This window comes from Aquirufa lenticrescens, assembly GCF_019916085.1.
Lineage (GTDB): Bacteria > Bacteroidota > Bacteroidia > Cytophagales > Spirosomataceae > Aquirufa > Aquirufa lenticrescens.
Genome location: NZ_CP049834.1, coordinates 2,309,081 through 2,330,895 on the forward strand (window position 1 = coordinate 2,309,081; position 21,815 = coordinate 2,330,895).

Here is a 21,815-nt window from a genome sequence, read left to right on the forward strand (position 1 = left end):
TTTATTATTTATTTAAACCTTCTTGTTGACTAATTTGAGCTAATTTTTGCCCTAACTCTGCGGATGCGCTAGCTAATGGCATGCGAACCTGAGCACCAAACAACCCTTGATTCTCTAATAATTTCTTCACTCCTACTGGATTTCCCTCTTCGTATAAATACGGGTCGATGGTCAGGAATTTGCCTAATTCTTTTTGGGCTGAACGATAATCCCCTGCCAATGCGTGGTGAATCATCGTGGTAAACTGCTGAGGAAACGCGTTTGCAATCACAGACATAACACCCACACCCCCAATTGAAATGATAGGCACAGCTTGCACATCATCTCCAGAGATTAATAAAAAGTCTTCTGGCTTGTGGTAAACAATCTCCATACATTGCTCAATGATGCAAGATGCCTCCTTAATACCAATGATATTTTTATGTTCCGAAAGCTTTAATACCGTTTCGGCTGACATATTAATCCCTGTTCTACCAGGAATATTGTACATAATGACTGGAACCGGACAAGCATCTGCAATTGCTTCATAATGTGCGATTACGCCTCTTGCACTTGGTTTATTGTAATAAGGACAAACAGACAAAATGGCGTCAATTCCATCGAACGAAGTTTGTTTGATTTGATTAATCAACGACTCCGTATTGTTTCCGCCTAATCCATAAACGATAGGTAAGTTCTTTGTATTAGCCTCTTGAATGGTAGAAACGATTTGTTTCTTCTCATCTGCTGTGGTTGTCGCAGATTCTCCAGTCGTCCCTTGAACAACTAAATAATCAACCCCTCCGTTACTCACGTGTTGAATTAATTTCTTTAGGCCATCCCAGTTAATAGAACGATCCTCGTTCATGGGTGTAACTAGTGCTGGCGCAACGCCGTGAAATTTAGGTAATGATTGCATAATTAAGAAAGAAGGGCAATAAACTCGTCCTCCGATATAATTGGTATGGATAATGAATTGGCTTTTTCTAGTTTCGCTGGTCCCATATTTTCACCGGCGACTAGGTAATCTAACTTGGCAGAAATACTGGAAACGACTTTTCCGCCGTTAGCGATGATTTTTGCCTTTAACCCGTCTCGATCAAAATGGCTAAATACACCCGAAATTACGAAAGTTTTACCTTCTAAGGCCGTTGTTTCTAAAACTATTTCACTTATTTCTTCGGAAAATTGCACCCCAGCCGTTCTCAGGCGCTCGATGATTGCTCTATTTTCGGAATCCGCAAAGTATTCCAAAACACTAAGAGCAATCCGCTCCCCTATTTCAGGCACTGCGATTAATTCTTCTAGGTTAGCCTGCACTAAATTCTCTAACGAGTGAAAATGAAGGACTAATTTTTCCGCGATGGTTGCTCCCACGTGACGTATACCTAGGCCAAATAGAACTTGTCGAAACGGGATTTGCTTCGATTTTTCTACGCTGGAAAGTATGTTTTGAATTGATTTAGACTGAAAACCTTCTAATCCAATGAATTTCTCTGCATTTAAATCATAGAGGTCTGCCACATTTTGGACAATTCCTTTTTCGAATAATAAATCGACCGTTTCTGTTCCTAGGTTTTCGATGTTCAAGGCTTTTCTGGCAATGAAATGTTCGATCTTACCTTTAATTTGTGGTGGACAACCGGTGTCGTTGGGACAGTAGTGGTTTGCTTCTCCTTCTAAACGAATAAGTTCAGTATTACATGAAGGGCAGTGGTGTGGAAAAATAAAGGCATTTCCTTCTTTTCTGGCAGAAGTGTCAACACCCGTAATCTTTGGTATGATCTCACCTCCTTTTTCAATGAAAACGGTATCACCTTCTCGTAAATCCAGTCTTTCCATTTCATTCGCATTGTGAATAGAGGCACGTTTGATGACCGTTCCTGCTAAGTAAACGGGCTCTAGATTAGCGACTGGAGTCACATTTCCGGTTCTGCCTACTTGATAAGAAACAGAGTTGATGCGTGTACGGGCAATTTCAGACGGATATTTGAAGGCAATCGCCCAGCGAGGAGATTTGGCCGTAAAACCTAACCTTTCCTGTTGTCCAAAATCATTGACTTTGATTACAATCCCATCCGTATTTAAGGGTAGATCATTTCTTTTCTCTGACCAATCCTCGATATACGTTAATACCTCATTGATCGAAGAGCAAACACGATACGTAGGTGAAACACTAAAGCCAACCGATTTTAAATGTTCTAATGCCTCCGAATGGCTGTTGAAAGGATTCTCATTACCTAAATAGGAATAAATAAAGCATTCCATCTCTCTTCGAGCAACTTCAGCAGAATCCTGCATTTTGAAAGTTCCGGAAGCCGCATTGCGAGGGTTGGCTAAGGGTTGATCTCCTTTAGCAATCTTCTCCGCATTAATTCGATCAAAGGAAGTAATAGGCATATAGCCTTCGCCTCTGATTTCATAGGTGGTGGGTAAAACCGTAGAATTAACGCGGGTGGGTAAACTTTTGATGGTCTTTACATTCGCTGTAATATCATCCCCTCGCGTTCCATCTCCTCTTGTTACCCCTTTTTGTAAAACCCCGTTTGTGTACCAAAATGACAAGGCTACCCCATCAAATTTCAATTCACATACGTATTCGAATTTCTCTCCTTCTAACCCTTTTTTAACCCGCTCATCAAAATCCCGTAAATCGGTTTCATTGTAAGTATTCCCTAAGGATAACATGGGGAATTGATGGGTAACAGATTTGAATTCTTTGGTAATGGTGCCGCCTACTTTTTGAGTGGGGCTATCCGAACGAGCAAAAAGTGGATTTTCTTGCTCTAATTTGATTAATTCAGCGAGTAATTGATCGAATGCTTGATCCGAAATAATACTTTCATTCTGTTGATAATAGGCCTCATTATAGAGATTGATCTTCTCAATGAGTTCATTCATCCGCTGATTTATATCCATAATCGAAATTAAAACTTAATTCAATTGGAATCAAGCGGGAAACAAGGTTTAGGAATATTTTATACCTTTGTTGTATGAGAAATTTGATCATCGCCCCCTCGGTTTTAGCCTGTGATTTTTTAAACATAGGTTCAGAAGTACTCATGTTGAATGAATCTAAAGCAGATTGGATTCACATTGACGTGATGGATGGGGTTTTTGTGCCTAATATTTCTTTTGGTTTTCCGGTTTTGGAAGCCATCAATAAAGTCGCTACAAAGGTGCTTGACGTTCATTTAATGATCGAAAAGCCGGAACAATATATTATGACGTTTGCCAAAGCAGGCGCCAAAGTCATCACCGTGCACTACGAAGCTTGTCCTCATGTTCATCGTACGATTCAGCAGATTAAAGACGCAGGTTGTTTGGCAGGTGTCGCTATCAATCCGGGTACACCAGTAGAGGTTTACGAAGACATTATTGCGGATTTAGATTTAGCTTTGATTATGTCGGTTAATCCCGGTTTTGGAGGTCAAAAATTCATTCCAAACGCCATCAATAAAACAAAGCGCTTAGCTGAAATGGCTGCCAAGGCAGGAAATACATCCTTGAAGATTGAAATAGATGGAGGCGTTACGATGGCGAATGCAGCGGATTTATATCAGGCTGGTGCAGATGTCTTAGTGGCAGGAAGTTTTGTTTTTGCTTCTAAAGATCCGAAGGCAACTATTGCTGAACTTTTGTCCGTAGCGAATTAATTCGATGGGTGTCAGGATCTTCGTTTTGTTGATTTTTGTTTCCACCCTTACTTTTGCCCAAAAAGTCAAATGGGCTTCCCAAGTCATTTCTGTTTCTAGTGAATACAAAGACCCTCTTCTCGGAAGAGAATACCGAGCTTTGCATGCTTTAGGTCGTCCCAGTAAATACCCTAAAATGGCTGCCACTCCTAGTGCTTGGCAATCCATGACCGCCGATAGTCCGGATGGAGAATACCTGTTAGTAGGATTTGATACAACGATGGTGGTGAAACAGATAGCCATCTTTGAAAATTTTGGGGCTGGTAGCATTACTTCAGTAGATGGTTTAGATCAGAATAATAAGATCTATCCTTTGCGTACATTCTCCCCTGGATATGCAAGTGCCAATTCTCAGGTCACGACGATTCGCCTCCCTACTAAAACGAGCTTCAAATTAAAGGGGATTAAGATATCCTTTAATTCCTTACGAGTAAAAGGATACTCGCAAATCGATGCCATTGGTATTTCAGATAGCGATGAACCTATTGAGTCTTCTTTAAAACTAACAACTGACGCGAATGCCTTTCAGGCACGTGAGAATTTAGGGAATGCTATTAACTCGAAGTTTAATGAGATTTGTCCTGTAGTTAGTCCGGATGGCCAAAAGCTTTATTTCACCCGCTGGAAGCATCCTGATAATTTAGGAGCTAATAAAAACCAAGATATTTGGGTGTCTAATTGGCAGTCAGATCGTACTTGGTCAAAAGCTACCCTGTTCTCCGCTCCAATCAATAATGACGAAAATAACGCGGTTTGTGGTATTACACCTAATGGAAAGACTTTATTATTAAACAATGTCTATGGGAAAGACGGGACGATGGAAAAGGGCGTTTCCTTCTCGTTTCTCTTAAGAACGGGCGAATGGAGTTTTCCTAAAGCTCTGAAAATTGTCAACTTTAAGAATAAATCAGAATTCTCTGAATATACGTTGGCTCCTAACGGGAAAGTCCTCTTGATGACCACTGAAACCAAAGATTCATATGGTGGGAAGGATATTTATGTTTCCTTTTTGAATACGGATGATTCTTGGTCAGAACCTAAAAACATAGGCCCAGTAGTAAATACAGGTGAAGCTGAATCAACTCCCTTTATTGCTCCAGATGGTGTGACAATGTACTTTTCTTCTAGCGGTCATGTAGGTTATGGCAATAATGATATCTTTTTGTCTCGTCGTTTAGATGATACGTGGCTAAATTGGTCGGCACCAGAAAACCTAGGACCTATTGTCAATACACCTCAGTGGGATGGTTATTTCTCTGTCTCGGCTAAAGGTGATTACGCTTATTTTAGTTCCACAGAGAATTCGGTGGGTGCTGAGGATATTTTCCGTATCAAGATTCCTGAAAAGGCGAAGCCTTTGACCTTAATTCAACTGACAGGCCAGGTTATTAATCAAAAGACTAAAGAACCTATGGCGGCACGTATCGTCATCAAAGCAAAAGGAAATCCTGTGGATACGCTCTCCATTGATTATGACCCTTATGTAGGTGATTATAGTTTTATGTGGCCTGCTAAAAAGCCCTTTACAGTGCAAATTAAGAAACAGGGATTCTTCTCAAAAGCGGAAAGTTTTGACTTTACTTCTTCTCCTAATTTTCAGTTAGTCAATCGCAATTTCTTTCTTCAAACAGTCGAGAAAAATAAGGCTATTGCTTTTTCTAATCTTATTTTTGATCAAGGTAAGGCAGAATTAAAACCTGGTTTTGAAGCTGAATTAGAGAAGATTATCGCTATTCTTTCTGAAAACACTCAATATTCATTGCTATTAGAGGGGCATACAGATAACCAAGGGGATTGGAATGATAATTTGAAATTATCGCTCGAACGGGTAGAGAATGTGAAGGCTTATTTAGTTTTTAAAGGAGTGGATGCGAATCGTATTAAAACGAAGGGATGGGGCGGATCAAAGCCTTTGGCCAATAACCTATTAGAAGACACACGGAAAAGTAATCGACGTGTGGAATTCACACTTCTATCGATTGAATAAAAAAAAGAGGGGATTGCTCCCCCCTATTTCACTCAACCTAAAACTAGTATTATAAAAGAACGATCAAACTCTTAATGATCGCTGTAAGACGGATTGCATCTAAAATACGCGCTTCAGTAGCTCCGTGATTCTTCACTGATTGCTCATGAGAAGTCACACACATCTCACAGCCGTTAATTGCTGAAACTGTTAAGCTAGCTAATTCAAAGAATTCTTTGCCTAAAACAGGGTTCATCATAATCGACATACGAATGCCAGCTGGTGCCGTATTGTAGTACTCTTTATCTACCATGTGCTTAAATCGGTAGAAAATGTTGTTAGCATTCAATAAGGATACTAAGGCATGCATTTCAGTAATCTCTGCATCTGTCGCTCCTTTACTTAGCGCTAGTTCAGTTAGGGAATCAATCGTTCTAGTGTGCTTTTGATTCACAGAAACCGCTAAGGCTAATAGAATAGCTTCTTTTTCTGTCAACGTTTGAGCGCGTAAGGCATTCGAAACATTGATTTTAAGATCTTTAATGTAGCGGTGATCTGCTGCATCTAGGGTATCTAAAAGGGCAAACGATTCTGTGGCAGGGATATTAATCTCCGCCAATAAGTTGTCTTTTGTCTCACTCATGATTGTTGATTTTAATAGCCCCAGGGAATCCTGGGGCTAAAGAAATGATTATAATGTAGCGTCTCCAGCTTTCCAGTTACATGGGCAAAGCTCGTCTGTTTGTAACGCATCTAATACACGTAATACTTCGTCTACGTTACGGCCTACTGAAAGGTCATTTGCAGATACCCAACGGATTACACCATCTTGGTCAGCGATATACGTAACACGGTATGCTACTTTCTCTCCTTCTGTTAAGATACCTAATTCTTCAGCTAAGCTCTTAGAAGTATCAGCTAACATAGGGAATTTCAATCCACGTAAATCGTCGTGATCTCTTCTCCAAGCTGCGTGAACGAATTCAGAATCAGTAGAAGCTCCGATTAAAGAAGCATCGCGATCTGCGAAATCTCCTGCACGGCGGTTGAATTCAGCGATTTCTGTAGGGCAAACAAAAGTAAAATCTTTTGGCCACCAGAACATCACTAACCATTTACCATCTTTCTTGTGATCTTCTGAAGTGATTGTTGCGAATTCTTTTCCTTGCTCTAAAGAAACGACTGCAGTTTTTGAAAAAGTTGGGAATTGACTTCCTAATCCTAACATGTGATTTGCCATTTGTATTTGTTGTTTTATTGTTCTTGTTAAATTGTGATGCAAAGATCTTGATTAAAGTGTTATTAGCCAAATCTATATTTTCTATATTTGTATAGTTTTTAATTATACTATGACGATAACTCAATTAGAGTACATTGTGGCCTTAGCTGATCTGCAAAGTTTTTCCAAAGCAGCGGATTATTGTTGTGTTTCTCAGCCCAGCCTGAGTATGCAGGTGCAAAAGTTAGAGGATGAATTAAATCTAACGCTCTTTAATCGTAAGGCAAAGCCTCTCGTTCCTACCCTAGAAGCAAGAGAGGTTATCGCTAAAGCTCGGGCGATTCTGAATGAAAGTAATTCGATTCTTTCTCTTTCTAAAGGTTGGTCAAATCAAGTAAATGGATCTGTCTCCATAGGAGTGATTCCTACTATTGCCCCTTATTTGATGCCTAAATTTTTGGCTGATTTTCAATTGAAATACCCAGATCTAACGATTCGCATCGCAGAAACCACAACAGCTAACATCAAGAGAGGCATTCAAGAAGGTAAAATAGATATTGGTATTCTAGTGACTCCTTTGAATGATTCTTTAGTAGAAATCCCGCTTTATTATGAGGAATTATTCTTGTATTCCAATGTGTGGGAAGAAGACGGTTCTAAGTTGAAATCTACGTTGGATCCCTCTAAACTTTGGTTATTAGAAGAAGGGCATTGTTTAAGTAGTCAAGTGAATTCCATTTGTAATTTACCCTCTGGTCCTTTGATTGGGACCAAGATGACGTATCAGACGGGAAGTATGGAAACAATTGTGCGTTTGGCTGATCAGGGTTTTGGCCAAACCATTATTCCTCAGATGTTTGTGGATTATTTGGATCCTAAGTTGAAGGAAAAAGTATATAGTTTGCCCGAACCTAAGCCCGTTAGAGAAGTAGCGCTGGTTCACGCTATTTCCTATTCTAGAAAAGCCATTGTAAAGGCTCTAGAAGTTGAAATATTAGCGCATATACCAGATTCTTGGAAAAAACCTCAGGAGCGCAATATTATCCCCATATAGCTTTTGCCTTTGCGCTGCTTACTAGTGGTCTAAGGAATAATAAACTAGCGGCAAAAACAAACGTCAGAACCAATATACTGATCCGCATATTGCCTGTTAACTGAATAATTAGGCCAAACATAAACGTCCCAATTACTGTGGACAATCGATCACAGACATCATAAAAACTGAAATAGGAGGCGGTATCCTTCTCCCCTTTGGGACATAATTTAGCATAGGTGGCGCGGCTATTCGATTGAATACCCCCCATGACGAATCCGATGGCAGTGGCCAATAAATAAAAATTGAATTGTGAGGTTACCGTATAAGCATAGGCACACACAAATATCCAGACAAAGACAATTAAACCTAGCGCTTTTACATTACCCACCCAGCCTGATAATCGAGCACAGAAATAGGCGCCCGGAATAGCGACTAACTGAATGAGTAGAATCGTAATAATTAAGGCATCTTCTGGAAGGTGTAATTCTTGACTTCCAAACAATGCACCTAAATACATGACTGTTTGAGCACCCATATTAAATAGGAAGAAACTGACAAGGAATAATTTGATTTCCTTATTTACCATTACTTCCCTAAATACCTTTTGAAGTTCTTTGAAGCCTCCTAGCCACCACTGGTTTTGGTCTTTTTCTTTGGCAGTTGAATCAGGAAGGTGATGCAAAGGGATTTGGGCAAATAATAACCACCATAATCCTACGGTTAAAAAGGAAACACGCGCTGCCATTTCGCCCCCTATTCCACCATACCATTCGGGTTTTAGGAGCATCGTTAGATTTTGAATCAATAATAAAACGGAACCTATATAACCTAGGGTAAATCCTTTTGCACTTAATCGATCAAAACGATCAGGGGTCGCAATTTCAGGCAGGAAGCTATTGTAGAATACCATACTTCCTCCCCATCCAATGATGGAAAATAGGAATCCTAGCGTTCCAATATAATAATGGCCTTTGCTGAAAAAGAATAAGGCGATGCAACTGAAAGAGCCTAAATAACAAAAGAACCGCATAAAGCTTTTCTTTGCACCGGTATAATCCGCTATGCCTGATAAGAAAGGCATTAAGATGGTTAAGGCTAAGAAGGCAACGGAAATAGTATACGAGAAAACAACCGTATTGCTTAATTCAAAGCCTAAAATGGAGATCATACCAGGCGTGACACTACCTAATGTAATCGCAGCGGAAGGAAAATAAATAGGGAAAATGGCTGAAGTAATCGTTAAAGAATGCACTGAATTGGCCCAGTCATAAAAGGCCCAAGCATTCAATGTTTTCGGATTATTCAGTTTCTGTTCCATTAAAATAAACCTAATTGCTCCCCTTTAGGAGGGTTTTTGATTTCAAAAGGTATTTCATCTTCTTTCTTCTCTTCAACAGATGGCTTCTCTTCTACTTTTGACTCTTCCGGAAAGTTGACAACAAATTCAGGTTCATCTGAAATTGCTTCTGCAGGTGTCTCTAGTTCATCTGAAACCGTTTCTACCACTTCCTCCACATCCTCTATTTCTACGGATTCAGGAGCATCGGCATTCTTTTCAGTTACCGGCGCTTCCTCCTCTGTTTCTAGGAAAATGACTTCGACTAGTTTCGGATAATTTAATTTACTACCCAAGGCCTTCCAGCCTCTTACTTCGGCCAATTCATCGATGGGAATGATTTCTAATTCATTCGTCTTTCCATCTGGTTTGTGCTTAATCTGCACGTTAGGCGCATAATTGTCCGTCACAGCAATTAGTTTACTTGCTTTATGATCCGAAATGAAAAGGAATTTTTTATCTAAAGAAGTAGTCTCCAGATGGAATCGTTTGATCAAGTGAGTCTTATTGGAACCATCAAAATAAGCAGCCGAAATAATAGATTGAGGCTCAAATTTCTTTAAATACATTATTTCCTCTGCCGGGTAACGATTCGTTAATTCGAAATTCGTTAACTCATAATTACCTGAGGCGTAAATGGCCAGAATACTGTCATTCGGTTCAAAATTACCGATATGATCTCCGTGTCCATCGCGGTTTAAGCGACCGATCGTAGGGTCGTACCAAATATCCACTCCACCTAATGTAGATACTCCCGCTGATTTCATGGTGATTTTGCGAACCGGGTATTTGGTTAGCATGTTCCCTAAGGATTCACGGCCTTTGATCGCTAGCTTCGCAAAGTCATAGTCAAATTGCTTGATTTTAGCCGTACAATTAGCTGTTAAGCTGATTTGGATTACCTCTGCTTCCCCATTTTCATTGGCGGAGAAATAAGTAATCTTCGATTTAGCATTATCGCTACTCACTTTGTATTCGCGATCACGCGTCACCGAAGTGACTTTGAAACGCTTCACATAGGATGTGCCTGACTTGCCATCTAGGTAAACAACGTTATAGACTTTTCTATCATCGTTCTTCTTGAAGACAGAGCAATAGATAATGTCGCGACCCACGAATACTTTCTCTTGTACTTTAGTGACTACGCAGGTACCGTTTGACCTGAATACGATAATATCATCGATATCCGAGCAATCCATGACGTACTCGTCTTTCTTCAAGCCATAACCTATGAAACCATCTTCGCGATTCACATATAGTTTTTGGTTAGCAGCGGCTACAACTGTTGCTGAAATAGTATTGAAGTTCTTGATCTCAGTACGACGCTCTCTTCCTTTTCCGTATTTAGCTAATAGATTTTTGAAGTAATCAATTGCATAGCGAATCAAATTAGCTAAATGATCTTCAACCTCAGCTAACTCGTCTAATAAACGCTTCATTAATTCGTCTGCCTTAAAGCTGTCAAATTTAGAAATACGCTTAATTCTGATTTCTAGTAATTTTAGGATATCCTCTTCCGTGATTTCGCGGTAGAAGTCCTTTTTATAAGGCTCTAAGCCTTTATCTACCGTTTGAATGACTAATTCGAAGGTTTCGCATTCTTCAATGTCGCGGTATATGCGATTTTCGATGAAGATTTTTTCCAAAGAGCTGAAGAGCACTTTCTCCATCAACTCTCCTTTGCGAATCTCTAATTCTTGGCGAAGTAAGTCAACCGTTTGATTAGTAGATACGCGAAGGATTTCGCCTACACCCATAAAATGCGGCTTATCTTCGATAATCACACAGGCATTAGGTGAAATGGAAACTTCACAGTCTGTAAAGGCATATAAGGCGTCAATCGTTACATCTGGAGAAATACCTGGTGCTAATTGAATTTGAATTTCTACGTCTTTGGCCGTATTATCAATTACCTTCTTAATCTTGATTTTACCTGTATCATTTGCCTTGATGATGGAATCAATCAAAGAAGTCGTGGTAGTCGTGTACGGAATCTCCGTTATAACAAGCGTTTTCTTGTCTAATTCATCGATTTTAGCTCGGATACGGATTTTTCCTCCCCTAAGACCATCGTTATAATTAGACGCATCCATCATTCCCCCTAATAGGAAATCGGGATATAGCTCTACTTTCTTGTTATTTAAAATATCGATCGAAGCCTGGATAATTTCACAGAAATTATGCGGCATGATTTTAGTTGCCAAACCTACAGCAATACCCTCTACCCCTTGCGCAAGCAAAAGTGGAAATTTAATAGGTAGCGTTACGGGTTCGCGCTTACGACCATCGTAGGACATTTGCCATTCGGTGGTCTGGTTGTTAAAAACAACGTCGTTCGCAAATTTGGATAAACGTACTTCAATATAACGCGCCGCTGCGGCGCTATCGCCAGTTCGGTTGTCTCCCCAGTTACCTTGGCAATCGAATAAAAGGTCTTTTTGGCCTAAATTAACAATCGCATCATTGATAGAGGCATCCCCGTGCGGGTGATACTGCATGGTTTGACCGATCACATTCGCCACCTTATTGAAACGGCCATCGTCCATTTCCTTCAACGCGTGCAAAATGCGTCGTTGAACAGGCTTTAATCCATCTTCAACGGCCGGAACCGCACGCTCTAAAATAACGTAAGAAGCATATTCTAAGAACCAATTCTCATACATCCCTGCTACCGCAATCTGATTCTGTAGTGCGCCGTCCGCTGTTTCACTCATAGTAATTATCGCTATTAATCTTCTGTGTGGAAGAGTTGGTACAATATTAAGGCTGTAGCTCCCCAAATCAAATTCCCCTCATACACAAAGGAAGGACTCAGGATTTTATTTCCATCGTAGCTAACTTCAAAAGGTTGTAGATTAGCCGGATCTTGAAAGAAAGATACAGGTATTTCAAAAATACGATTTATTTCTCTTTTATTTAAATCGTAGCTTAGCTTTTTATTCAGTCGAACGGAAAATGCGGTTATCCAATAATTAGAGACGTGAATCCAATGTTCTGTGATGTAATCTAACGAAGAGACATCAATCTCAATACCTATTTCCTCCCGTACTTCCCTTGCCGCCGTCTCCCGTAAATCCTGATCCGTAGGATCCATTTTTCCACCAGGTAAAGCCATTTGTCCGCTATGATGTCCATCGTATTGATTTCGCTCAATCAAAACTAGGTGCGGTTCCTGGTCGTCTTCTTCAATAAATAATACAGCTACTGCTGCTTGTTTTGCGTTGGCTTTGATCTCCTGTTTTTGAAGGATTTGTTCGTATATCTGCTTGAAAGGTTCGAATTCTTTCATGTTACAAAAGCGTATTGGCGATGGCTTCTGCACATCGTATTCCGTCCAAAGCCGCAGACATAATGCCACCTGCATAACCTCCACCTTCACCACAAGGATAGAGGCCTTTTATTTCTGGATGCTCTAAGGTTTCCTTGTCGCGTGGTATTTTTACAGGTGAGGATGTTCTACTCTCTAAGCCGATGATTTGACCTAAATTGGAAGAGAAACCGGGTATTTTCTTGTTGAAATCTTGAAATCCTTGAGCCAATGGTTCTGAAATGTAATCTGGTAAGAATTCTCGCATTTCACCAGGTTCTAAGCCTGGTACGTAACTTGTCGGATGCGAACTCTTGCTTGCTTTTCCTTGGATAAAATCTAAGGTATATTGAGAAACCGCTTTTTGGGACCCTCCTACTAAACTTCCTGCCTTCTGCTCTAGTTCTTCTTGTAATTGCATTCCTGCCAAAGCTCCAAATTCTTTGTATCGCGCTAAGTCTTCCTCTACAATACTGACCACAATACCAGAATTCGCGTATTTAGAATCACGTCTAGATGGTGACATTCCATTGACTACGACTTGATTAGGCGATGTCGCCGAAGGTACAATAAATCCACCTGGGCACATACAGAAGGAGAAAACTCCTCTTTGAACACCTTGGAATTTACTTTGAGTTACTAAACTGAAACTGGCTGGAGGTAAGTATTCAGGACGTTGTTTTACTTTGTATTGCGCTTGATCAATAAAAGACTGCTGATGTTCAATTCGTACGCCTATCGCGAATGGTTTAGCTTCGATGGCTACGCCTTTATTTTGTAATAATTGGAATATATCACGGGCCGAGTGGCCTGTGGCTAATAAAAGTTTATCGGCTTGAAATTCTGCTCCATTCGAACATACAACTCCTTTTATGGATTTATTCTCGATCAAAAAATCAACTACTCGGTGATGAAAATGCACTTCTCCTCCCGCTGCAATGACTGCATCCCGCATGGAGGCGATAATACCTGGTAACTTATTTGTTCCTATGTGTGGGTGAGCCTCAAATAAAATATCGCTATGAGCGCCATGTGCTACAAATGTTTCTAGAACTCCTTTAATATCGCCGCGTTTCGTACTTCTCGTATATAATTTACCGTCAGAATAAGTACCTGCGCCACCTTCTCCAAAACAGTAATTGGAATCTGGATCCACTAAATTAAAGCGGTTAATGGCCGCTAAATCTCTTCTGCGATCTCTTACATCTTTACCCCGTTCTAATACGATGGGTTTAATTCCTTTCTTGACAAAGTCAATCGCAGCAAATAATCCGGCAGGACCAGATCCGATAATGATGACTTTTTTGGCGTCTTTTGATAAAGTAGGTAATTGAGCAGAAAGACCGAAATCGTGGTCCTTTTCATAAAAACCGATCCGAAGATTGACTTTTATTTGTCTGCTTCTAGCGTCGATTGACCTTTTTTCGATGCGATAGGTACAAGCTGCTAGATACGCCTCTCCCATTTCAGTAGCTAAAAATTGAGCTAATTTTTCAGGAGAATGGGCAATATCTGGGCTAAGAACGAAGTCTTTTTGGTCAATCATACGAGTATTTTGTGCAAATTTACGAATCAATTTTGACTAATTCAGATGAATAAGCTCGGCTCAGAAGTTTCTCCCTATTTATTACAACATAAAAACAACCCGGTTCATTGGGAGCCGTGGGGACCTGAGGCATTAGATCGCGCAAAAATTGAAGACAAGCCCATCATAGTGAGTATTGGGTATGCCGCCTGCCATTGGTGCCACGTGATGGAGCACGAATCTTTTGAGAATCAGGAAGTGGCGGCCATCATGAATGAATACTTTGTAAACATTAAAGTAGACAGGGAAGAACGTCCAGATGTAGATATGGTGTATATGGAGGCGCTTCATCAGATGGGATTGAATGGAGGTTGGCCACTCAATGTTTTTTTATTACCAGATCAAAAGCCCTTTTACGGAGGTACCTATTTCAAAAAAGCCAACTGGATTCAGTTGTTATATTCTATTCATAATGCTTTTGTGAACAACCGCGAAGACTTAGCTAAATCGGCGGATGGATTCGCAGAGAGCTTATCTGAAAACGCCTCCTTTTTTGCTCATTCAGATTTAAATGAGACTGCCGCAGTTATTCCAACGGCATTGACTAAAATTAAATCTGCATTAGATCCTGTTTTCGGAGGAATCAACAAAGCTCCTAAATTTCCTCTACCCTCTTTGATTCAATTTTTATATGCAGTACCCTCTTCTCTTTCGGTCGAATTGGGATTGCCCATACTTCAAAAAACGTGGTTAGAAAAAATGGCCCAAGGGGGTATTTATGATGCAGTTGGTGGTGGTTTTTCTAGGTATTCGGTAGATTCTGAGTGGTTTTGCCCTCATTTTGAAAAGATGCTCTATGATAATGCGCAATTATTGTCTGCTTACACGAAAGCCTACAAGAGAGAGCGGAATCCACTTTATCAAGAAGTGATTTTCGATACTATTAGCTTTCTAAAGCGCGAATTACTTTCGCCTCGAGGTTTGTATTATTCCTCCTTAGATGCGGATTCAGAGGGCGAAGAGGGTCTGTTTTATACCTGGTCTTTTTCGGAATTAGCCGCCTTGAACAATGACGAGTTTTTAAAGACATATTCCATCTCGAAAAACGGTAATTGGGAGGATGGACGTAATATTTTATTCAAATCATCTCCTGTTTTAAACTCGCATTTCGAGAAAGAAATGAATGTTTTACGGGATGCTCGGTTAACCCGAATAAGACCTGGGACAGATACAAAAGAAGTCTTGGTATGGAATGCGCAATTAGTGGCAGCATTTGTAGAAGTCTATCAAGTGTTTGGTCGAAAAGAGGATTTGCAAAGTGCTATAGATTTAATTACGGCTATTGAAACGCATTTTAATAAAGGTGATCAATGGTTGCATCAGGCTCAGTTTTCGCGCGAGCCTATTGGTGCTTTTTTGGATGATATCTCTGCCTTGGTTTTGGCCTATATAAAACTCTATTTATTGACCTCAGATGCTAATTTCAAGGAGAAAGCAGATAATCTAATACTAAGAATTGGTGATGAGTTTTCGCATCCAGAATTAGCGCTGTATCAATACCGGTCAAAGAAAGCGGATTATTTAATAGCGGAAAAAGTAGAAGTAATGGATTCGGTGATGCCTTCGTCTAATTCGATGTTGTGTGAGGCTTTCTTATGGATGGGTATTCTGAAAAATAAGGCTGAATATACCCTTAATGGCCGTGCCATGTTGTCTCAAATTCTCGAAAGAGCCATTGCGCATCCTGCTTATTTTGCGAATTGGTTGCGCATTTATTCGGAATGGATAGAACATCCGAAAGCTTTGCTAAAATATGCGGGTGACGGCGATGGTTTGGATGTTTTCGACTGGTGTATCGACAAGGATCAACTTGTTTGTATTCCTTCTGAAGAAATAGAGACCTATTTGTTATGTGTGGGTGATTATTGTTTCGCTCCTGTTTCGACTTTGCAAGAAGTAGATAAGCAGTTAGCTGAGCTTATTTAATTCGTTCTGGATTCTCCGTGACGAAAGCGCCCCAGCCTTTTTTTGTTCCTTTAAGCGTGGAACTGATGTTTTTATTATGAAAATGATGGCAAATAGCGATTCCTAGTGCGTCAGTTGCATCGTGCATTTTGGCATCTAATTTAATATTGCCAATAATCTCCACCATTTTAGCGACTTGTTCTTTCGACGCATTCCCATTTCCTGTCACCGACTGTTTGATCTTTTTAGGTTCGTATTCCGCAATCGGAATTGATTTAGAGAAGGCTAAAGACATCACCATCCCTTGCACGCGACCTAATTTCAACATCGATTGTACATTTTTGCCAAAGAAGGGCGATTCAATTGCAATCTCATCAGGCAGAAACTCTTCGATAATTCCCAAAACCCGTTCGTGAATCTTCAAGAATTTAGCTCCCTGCGTAGTGTATTTAGTCAAGTTTAGCACGCCATATTGCAAAACAGTTACCTTGTCATTCGTAATTCTCAATAGACCATAACCTAAGTATCGTGTCCCTGGGTCAATACCTAAGATTATTTTTTCTGAAGAGGAAGTGCTAATTTGCGTCATTAAAGCTCTGTATGTTTATTCATCAAATTCCGTCGTTCATTCCTGCCCTTTTACCCCGATTTACGTGGTCAAAAGCAGTTGATCGTCAGATTTATTTAACCTTTGATGATGGACCAACTCCTGAAATTACGGATTTTGTCCTAGAATGCTTAGCGGAATTTGAAGCAAAGGCCACATTTTTTTGCATTGGTAAGAATGTGGTAGAAAATCCGAGTATTATTCAACGAATTAAAGCTGCAGGTCATAGCATCGGAAATCATACCATGAATCATAGCAATGCTTGGAAAATGGATTATGACGCTTATGTTGATGACTTCAATAAATGTGAGGCAGTATTTAATCAACTGGCAATTAAATCCATTGGTTTCCGCCCTCCCTATGGCCGGATTACGCGCGAGATGTACCGTGAAATGGATAATGTAATTTTATGGTCCGTATTAACAGGGGATTATAATGCCTCTTTATCCTCCTCAGAAATTATTTCATCCGTTTTGCCCTTACTAAAACCTGGTGCAATTGTCGTGATGCACGATAGTGTCAAAGCTTTTCCACGTTTGCAGGTTATTTTACCTGCCATTCTTCGTTATTGTAAAGAACAAAATTTCGTTTTATCCGCCTTATGATTGATACGCACGCACACTTGTATGATGTTCATTTTCAAGAAGATATGTCTTTTTTCTTAAAGGAGATTAAAGAGGCAGGTGTGACAGAAGTTTGGTTGCCAAATTGTGACTCTGAATCTTGGGTGGATCTAAAGAAATTAAGTATAAATTACCCTGATTTTGTGCTTCCGATGGTTGGGTTACATCCTACGTATGTGAAGGAAAATTACCAAGCAGAATTAGCTGTATTAAAGTCAGAATTAGACAAAACTAAAGTGTTAGCCATCGGTGAAATAGGTTTGGATTATTATTGGGATACCACTTTTGCAGAACTACAAATGGATGCTTTCAAGCAACAATGCCATTGGGCATTAGACTTTGGTTTATGGGTTGATATACACTGTAGAAAAGCGTATGCCGATTTAATTAAAACGTTAAAATTGCCCGAATTCAAAAATTTAAGGGGTATTATTCACTGTTTTGCAGGTGATGCCCGAGAAGCAAAGGTATTGATAGATTTAGGCTATTATTTGGGTATTGGAGGTGTAATAACCTATAAAAACACGACTCTATTTGAGGATATTAAGGATATTCCTTTGTCACGGATTGTATTAGAAACGGATGCTCCTTATTTAAGTCCTGTACCCTTCAGAGGAAAGCCTAATTCACCTAAGAATATTCCGATTATCGCTCAAAAATTGGCTGATTTATATGAGGTATCCCTCGAACATTTGGTGAGGCAAACAAATGCGAATGCACAGCAATTAAAAGCTATCTCAGGTTATTAATTAATCCTTTCATTTGACTATCCCAATCAAGTATGGCCTTTTTAAGGCGTAGAACTACCGTGTTAGCCGATTCTTTGAACTTAGTCCAAGATCCCTGAAATACGAGTTTTCCATTTTCCATAATTCCTACCGAATGGCTTAATTGGAGAATATCCGTCAAATCATGACTAATTAATATGCAAGGAATAGCTCTTTCAGAAACAATAGATGCAATAATTTGAGAAAATTCTAATTTTTGTTCCGTATCTAACTGGCTAAAAGGCTCATCTAAAACCAAATAAGAAATGGGTTGGCTGATAGCTTCTAAAAGCGCTAGTTTTTGTCTCTCTCCCCCAGATAATGAGGCTACTTTTGTATCCTTTTGCTTGATTAAATAAAATTGCTTGAGGTATTTTTTTATGACAGCATCCTGTTGTGTGTTAGGTAAGTATTGAAATAAAACCTGCGCATAATTATACACGCTGTGATGTGGCTTTAAATGAAGGGTTTGTGGAACATAACCCGCCTGTTTGAATTGAGGAATTAGTCGATCAATTCCATCATTTAATTCCTTAGAATTAATGGTGATTGAATAGGCTGGATCGTATTTTAATCCCACTAATAGGTTTGCAATCGTGCTTTTTCCCGAACCACTTTTTCCAATTAATGCGTAGATTTCGCCTGATTTTACTTTTATTTGAATATTGGATAAAGCAAAATGACTAGTAACTTGGTGTTTCTTTATGCCTATTTTTAACATTAAACCTATTTAAAATGATTCTGTGCGGAATTGATGTGGGAACTTCTTCCATTAAAGTTAGTATTGTTGATGCAGCAAACCAACAATTAATTTATTCTACTTCCTTTCCGGAGGTCGAGAATGAGATTTCCTCCCCTCAACTCGGTTTTGCAGAACAGGATCCTGAGCATTGGTGGTATTGCGTAAAACAAGCTATTTTAAAAGCGAATTCAACTGGTTTATATGACCCTAAAAATATTGGTGCCATTGGTATTTCGTACCAGATGCACGGTTTAGTGGTCCTTGATAAAAATACTCAGGTGTTACGTCCTTCTATTATTTGGTGCGATTCGCGTGCCACACCTTATGGAGAGAAGGCCTATATAGCGTTAGGAGAATCATTTTGCCAAAGTCATTACCTCAATTCCCCTGGTAATTTCACTGCCGCTAAATTAGCCTGGGTAAAAGAAAATCAACCCGCCATTTTTGAACAAATTACTCAGGTAATGCTTCCTGGTGATTTTATTGCAGGTCGATTTACGTCTACTTTCACTACGACGGCATCAGCGCTTTCAGAAGGTATTTTATGGGACTTTAAAGCTTCGCATCCGGCTAAAGACTTGATGGCTTATTACGGATTCCCTGAATCGATCTTCCCTCCTGTTCATGCTTTATTTTCAGTTCACGGCACGATTACATCTGCCGTTGCTTCTGAATTAGGTCTAGGATCACACGTTAAAGTGACGTATAAAGCTGGTGATCAGCCTAATAATGCCTATTCCTTAGGTGTTTTACACCCAGGTGACATCGCTACGACGGCAGGTACATCGGGTGTGGTTTATGGTATTTCAGATGAGTTAAAGTATGATAAAGAAAATCGGGTGAATTCGTTTGCGCACGTTAATCATACAGCTGCAAAAACGAGTGTGGGAGTATTAATGTGCATCAATGGAACGGGTATTTTAAACCGGTGGGTTAAGCAAAATTTCTTCCCTTCTTTATCTTATTCCCAAATGAATGAGCTAGGTGCAAAAGCATCTATTGGGACGAATGGTTTAGTTTGCATGCCTTTTGGCAATGGAGCGGAGCGTATTTTCCAAAATCAAACCATAGGTGGAAGTTTTCAGCAGTTGGATTTCAATCGTCATTCATCAGCCGATATTATTCGCGCAGCCCAGGAGGGTATTGCCTTTTCAATGGTCTATGGTATTGAATTATTAGGAAATGTAGGTGTTAAGCCTAAGAAATTAAAAGCTGGATTCGCCAATATGTATTTAAGTGATTTATTCACTCAAGCAATCGTTAATGCCTCTGGTGCTTCAGTTGAATTATTGGAATCAGATGGAGCTTTTGGAGCTGCTTTAGGAGCAGGTGCTGGTGTGGGTTATTACACGAATGAAGATGAGGCCGTAAGTCATATCAAAGTTTTGAAGACGATTCAACCTGATGCTGGTTTGAAGAATGCCTATGCAGATGCCTATGGTGTTTGGAAAAATAATCTACCCGCTTAAAAAAGGTAAAGCCTCTCAATTGCTTGAGAGGCTTGTACCCAGAGCCGGAGTCGAACCGGCACGGGCTTGCACCCACGGGTGTTTGAGACCAGCGCGTCTACCAATTCCGCCATCTGGGCAATTCAAAATTGCAATGCAAAACTAGGCTAAATCATTTGCTTTCGCAAATATGCTCTTGATAAATTCTATATTATTCGTAGCGTAAAGCCTCTACAGGATCCATTTTCGATGCTTTGAAAGCTGGATAAATTCCTGAAAATAAGCCTACTATAATACAAATTATAATACCTGTCATCATCCACAACCAAGGAATAATAAAGCTAGCTGCTCCTGAGCTAATGGCCTGAGCAATTAAGTTACCAATCGGAATCGCTAACATAATCCCTCCTATTCCTCCTAGTAAACAAATGACAATGGCTTCAATTAAGAACTGTTGTAAAATTCGACCAGGAGTCGCTCCTAATGATTTACGGATACCAATTTCACGAGTACGCTCACTCACAGAAACCATCATAATATTCATTAAAGCAATAGCCGCACCTAAAAGCGTAATAAAGCCAATCACGAATCCACCAATTCGCAGGGAACCTGTGATGCTTTCAAAGCTTTTAGCAATGGAATCCGAGCGATCTATACTGAAAGAATCTTCCATTCCAATTGGGTCCATTCTAACTTTTCGCATAGCGCCGCGTGCCTCTTCCATAAAATCATCTAGATTAGTAATCTTGGAAGAGGAAGTAGTGATATCAAACGTAAGATTACGACCTACAGCCATTTTTCGACCCGTTTCAAGGGGAACCATGATAACGCGATCATCTCCGCCCCCCATCATATTTCCCTTCTTATCTAAAACCCCTATTACCTTCAATTTGATCCCTGAAACAATAATTTCTGTTCCAATCGGGCTTTCTTTTTCATACAATTGGTCAATGACATCGACACCTAGAATACACACGTTAATAGCATTTAATTGTTCGTTAGGAGAAAAATTACGGCCCGCTCCTACTTTATAGCCTTTTAACTCCATAAAATTTTCGTCGATTCCTAAAACGCGTGTATTGGGATTCGTTTTTTTAGAAGCATACTTAGCGATGGCGTTGTTGTTTACATTCGTCTTAAGGGAAACTTTACCTTTTGCAGTAAATAAATATTTATAGTGACTTGCCTGACGATAGTCGATGTTTTTAAAGCGTTTTTCTTTCTGCCCTTCACGTCTCACTTGCATAGTTGGGCGGTTACGTATATCGAATGAGTTTGCTCCCAAGCCAGAAAATGAATTATCTACTGAACTTTGAATACCATCAATAGCCGTTAATATGCCTACTAAAGAGGTAATCCCCAAAGAAATAATAAGCGCAGTTAGTACCGTTCTTAGCAAATTCCCCTTAATGGAGCGCAAACCCTCTAAAACATTTTCTTTTACATTCATAATACTTTTTGACTAAGCCGGATTCTTCCGGCGACTCATTGACTGTGCCGAAGGCGACTAAGTCACGTAGTGACGACTACTGCAACGCAACCGCAAGTTATCCCCTTTTTCACAGCATTAAAAACCAATGAAACAGGCTTTTAATCCGTT

The 21,815-nt window shown here is 39.8% G+C and carries 18 protein-coding genes and 1 tRNA gene; 7 read left to right on the forward strand and 12 right to left on the reverse strand.

Going from position 1 to position 21,815, the window contains the following annotated elements; all coding sequences use genetic code 11:
• Positions 1 to 4: 4 nt before the first annotated feature.
• On the reverse strand, positions 5 to 898 hold the full coding sequence (gene dapA, locus G9X62_RS10325; RefSeq protein WP_223130629.1) for a 4-hydroxy-tetrahydrodipicolinate synthase: 894 nt from the start codon (positions 896 to 898) through the stop codon (positions 5 to 7).
• Between the two features lie 2 nt (positions 899 to 900).
• The gene (gene ligA, locus G9X62_RS10330) at positions 901 to 2,898 is read right to left on the reverse strand and encodes an NAD-dependent DNA ligase LigA (protein WP_223130630.1); all 1,998 of its coding nucleotides are present in this window, start codon (positions 2,896 to 2,898) and stop codon (positions 901 to 903) included.
• Between the two features lie 74 nt (positions 2,899 to 2,972).
• On the opposite strand from ligA, the gene rpe reads away from it, so the two are divergent.
• Positions 2,973 to 3,635, forward strand: a complete 663-nt coding sequence (gene rpe / locus G9X62_RS10335) for a ribulose-phosphate 3-epimerase (RefSeq protein WP_223130631.1) — start codon at positions 2,973 to 2,975, stop codon at positions 3,633 to 3,635.
• A gap of 4 nt (positions 3,636 to 3,639) precedes the next feature.
• Entirely contained in the window at positions 3,640 to 5,661 is a 2,022-nt protein-coding gene (locus G9X62_RS10340; protein ID WP_223130632.1) for an OmpA family protein, read from the forward strand.
• Between the two features lie 49 nt (positions 5,662 to 5,710).
• On the opposite strand, the gene G9X62_RS10345 is transcribed toward G9X62_RS10340, so the two are convergent.
• Complete coding sequence (locus G9X62_RS10345) at positions 5,711 to 6,283, reverse strand: carboxymuconolactone decarboxylase family protein (protein WP_130896675.1); 573 nt, start codon at positions 6,281 to 6,283, stop codon at positions 5,711 to 5,713.
• A gap of 48 nt (positions 6,284 to 6,331) precedes the next feature.
• Positions 6,332 to 6,880, reverse strand: coding sequence for a peroxiredoxin (locus tag G9X62_RS10350; protein WP_223130633.1), 549 nt, complete (start codon positions 6,878 to 6,880; stop codon positions 6,332 to 6,334).
• Positions 6,881 to 6,989: 109 nt separating this feature from the next.
• Between G9X62_RS10350 and G9X62_RS10355 the strand changes: the two genes are divergently transcribed.
• Positions 6,990 to 7,913, forward strand: a complete 924-nt coding sequence (locus G9X62_RS10355) for a LysR family transcriptional regulator (protein WP_223130634.1) — start codon at positions 6,990 to 6,992, stop codon at positions 7,911 to 7,913.
• Here the strand turns inward: G9X62_RS10355 and G9X62_RS10360 are convergent.
• Genes G9X62_RS10360 through G9X62_RS10375 form a run of 4 tightly spaced genes read right to left on the reverse strand, consistent with a single transcriptional unit; the run spans position 7,900 to position 14,084 of the window.
• Complete coding sequence (locus tag G9X62_RS10360; RefSeq protein WP_223130635.1) at positions 7,900 to 9,213, reverse strand: MFS transporter; 1,314 nt, start codon at positions 9,211 to 9,213, stop codon at positions 7,900 to 7,902. The genes G9X62_RS10355 and G9X62_RS10360 overlap by 14 nt on opposite strands.
• Positions 9,213 to 11,945, reverse strand: a complete 2,733-nt coding sequence (locus G9X62_RS10365) for a DNA gyrase/topoisomerase IV subunit A (RefSeq protein ID WP_223130636.1) — start codon at positions 11,943 to 11,945, stop codon at positions 9,213 to 9,215. The genes G9X62_RS10360 and G9X62_RS10365 overlap by 1 nt, the downstream gene beginning before the upstream one ends.
• A 14-nt stretch (positions 11,946 to 11,959) precedes the next feature.
• Positions 11,960 to 12,520 (reverse strand): NUDIX hydrolase, encoded by a 561-nt coding sequence (locus G9X62_RS10370; protein ID WP_223130637.1) that lies wholly within the window; start codon positions 12,518 to 12,520, stop codon positions 11,960 to 11,962.
• A gap of 1 nt (position 12,521) precedes the next feature.
• Positions 12,522 to 14,084, reverse strand: a complete 1,563-nt coding sequence (locus G9X62_RS10375) for an NAD(P)/FAD-dependent oxidoreductase (RefSeq protein WP_223130638.1) — start codon at positions 14,082 to 14,084, stop codon at positions 12,522 to 12,524.
• A 45-nt stretch (positions 14,085 to 14,129) separates the two neighbouring features.
• On the opposite strand from G9X62_RS10375, the gene G9X62_RS10380 reads away from it, so the two are divergent.
• Entirely contained in the window at positions 14,130 to 16,049 is a 1,920-nt protein-coding gene (locus G9X62_RS10380; protein WP_223130639.1) for a thioredoxin domain-containing protein, read from the forward strand.
• Here G9X62_RS10380 and ruvC read toward each other — a convergent pair.
• Entirely contained in the window at positions 16,042 to 16,617 is a 576-nt protein-coding gene (gene ruvC / locus G9X62_RS10385; RefSeq protein WP_223130640.1) for a crossover junction endodeoxyribonuclease RuvC, read from the reverse strand. The genes G9X62_RS10380 and ruvC overlap by 8 nt on opposite strands.
• Before the next feature lie 11 nt (positions 16,618 to 16,628).
• Here ruvC and G9X62_RS10390 point away from each other — a divergent pair, with 11 nt between their 5' ends.
• Positions 16,629 to 17,240, forward strand: coding sequence for a polysaccharide deacetylase family protein (locus G9X62_RS10390; protein WP_223130641.1), 612 nt, complete (start codon positions 16,629 to 16,631; stop codon positions 17,238 to 17,240).
• Positions 17,237 to 18,007, forward strand: a complete 771-nt coding sequence (locus G9X62_RS10395; RefSeq protein ID WP_223130642.1) for a TatD family hydrolase — start codon at positions 17,237 to 17,239, stop codon at positions 18,005 to 18,007. Before G9X62_RS10390 ends, G9X62_RS10395 begins: the two co-directional genes overlap by 4 nt.
• Here the strand turns inward: G9X62_RS10395 and G9X62_RS10400 are convergent.
• On the reverse strand, positions 17,991 to 18,746 hold the full coding sequence (locus G9X62_RS10400; protein WP_223130643.1) for an ATP-binding cassette domain-containing protein: 756 nt from the start codon (positions 18,744 to 18,746) through the stop codon (positions 17,991 to 17,993). The two genes, G9X62_RS10395 and G9X62_RS10400, sit on opposite strands and share 17 nt — an antisense overlap.
• A 14-nt stretch (positions 18,747 to 18,760) precedes the next feature.
• Between G9X62_RS10400 and G9X62_RS10405 the strand changes: the two genes are divergently transcribed.
• Complete coding sequence (locus G9X62_RS10405; RefSeq protein WP_223130644.1) at positions 18,761 to 20,236, forward strand: xylulokinase; 1,476 nt, start codon at positions 18,761 to 18,763, stop codon at positions 20,234 to 20,236.
• 35 nt (positions 20,237 to 20,271) lie between these two features.
• Here G9X62_RS10405 and G9X62_RS10410 read toward each other — a convergent pair.
• Both G9X62_RS10410 and G9X62_RS10415 read right to left on the reverse strand, forming a co-directional pair.
• Positions 20,272 to 20,355: transfer RNA gene (locus G9X62_RS10410), tRNA-Leu, on the reverse strand.
• A gap of 71 nt (positions 20,356 to 20,426) precedes the next feature.
• A complete protein-coding gene (locus tag G9X62_RS10415) occupies positions 20,427 to 21,665 on the reverse strand; it encodes an ABC transporter permease (protein WP_223130645.1) in 1,239 nt (412 codons plus the stop codon).
• Positions 21,666 to 21,815 lie beyond the last annotated feature (150 nt).

Excerpts from the sequence above, each read along its gene's own strand:
- dapA (WP_223130629.1), bottom strand. The coding sequence starts at position 898 with ATGCAATCATTACCTAAATTTCACGGCGTTGCGCCAGCACTAGTTACA.
- ligA (WP_223130630.1), bottom strand. The coding sequence starts at position 2,898 with ATGGATATAAATCAGCGGATGAATGAACTCATTGAGAAGATCAATCTC.
- rpe (WP_223130631.1), top strand. The coding sequence starts at position 2,973 with ATGAGAAATTTGATCATCGCCCCCTCGGTTTTAGCCTGTGATTTTTTA.
- G9X62_RS10340 (WP_223130632.1), top strand. The coding sequence starts at position 3,640 with ATGGGTGTCAGGATCTTCGTTTTGTTGATTTTTGTTTCCACCCTTACT.
- G9X62_RS10345 (WP_130896675.1), bottom strand. The coding sequence starts at position 6,283 with ATGAGTGAGACAAAAGACAACTTATTGGCGGAGATTAATATCCCTGCC.
- G9X62_RS10350 (WP_223130633.1), bottom strand. The coding sequence starts at position 6,880 with ATGGCAAATCACATGTTAGGATTAGGAAGTCAATTCCCAACTTTTTCA.
- G9X62_RS10355 (WP_223130634.1), top strand. The coding sequence starts at position 6,990 with ATGACGATAACTCAATTAGAGTACATTGTGGCCTTAGCTGATCTGCAA.
- G9X62_RS10360 (WP_223130635.1), bottom strand. The coding sequence starts at position 9,213 with ATGGAACAGAAACTGAATAATCCGAAAACATTGAATGCTTGGGCCTTT.
- G9X62_RS10365 (WP_223130636.1), bottom strand. The coding sequence starts at position 11,945 with ATGAGTGAAACAGCGGACGGCGCACTACAGAATCAGATTGCGGTAGCA.
- G9X62_RS10370 (WP_223130637.1), bottom strand. The coding sequence starts at position 12,520 with ATGAAAGAATTCGAACCTTTCAAGCAGATATACGAACAAATCCTTCAA.
- G9X62_RS10375 (WP_223130638.1), bottom strand. The coding sequence starts at position 14,084 with ATGATTGACCAAAAAGACTTCGTTCTTAGCCCAGATATTGCCCATTCT.
- G9X62_RS10380 (WP_223130639.1), top strand. The coding sequence starts at position 14,130 with ATGAATAAGCTCGGCTCAGAAGTTTCTCCCTATTTATTACAACATAAA.
- ruvC (WP_223130640.1), bottom strand. The coding sequence starts at position 16,617 with ATGACGCAAATTAGCACTTCCTCTTCAGAAAAAATAATCTTAGGTATT.
- G9X62_RS10390 (WP_223130641.1), top strand. The coding sequence starts at position 16,629 with ATGTTTATTCATCAAATTCCGTCGTTCATTCCTGCCCTTTTACCCCGA.
- G9X62_RS10395 (WP_223130642.1), top strand. The coding sequence starts at position 17,237 with ATGATTGATACGCACGCACACTTGTATGATGTTCATTTTCAAGAAGAT.
- G9X62_RS10400 (WP_223130643.1), bottom strand. The coding sequence starts at position 18,746 with ATGTTAAAAATAGGCATAAAGAAACACCAAGTTACTAGTCATTTTGCT.
- G9X62_RS10405 (WP_223130644.1), top strand. The coding sequence starts at position 18,761 with ATGATTCTGTGCGGAATTGATGTGGGAACTTCTTCCATTAAAGTTAGT.
- G9X62_RS10415 (WP_223130645.1), bottom strand. The coding sequence starts at position 21,665 with ATGAATGTAAAAGAAAATGTTTTAGAGGGTTTGCGCTCCATTAAGGGG.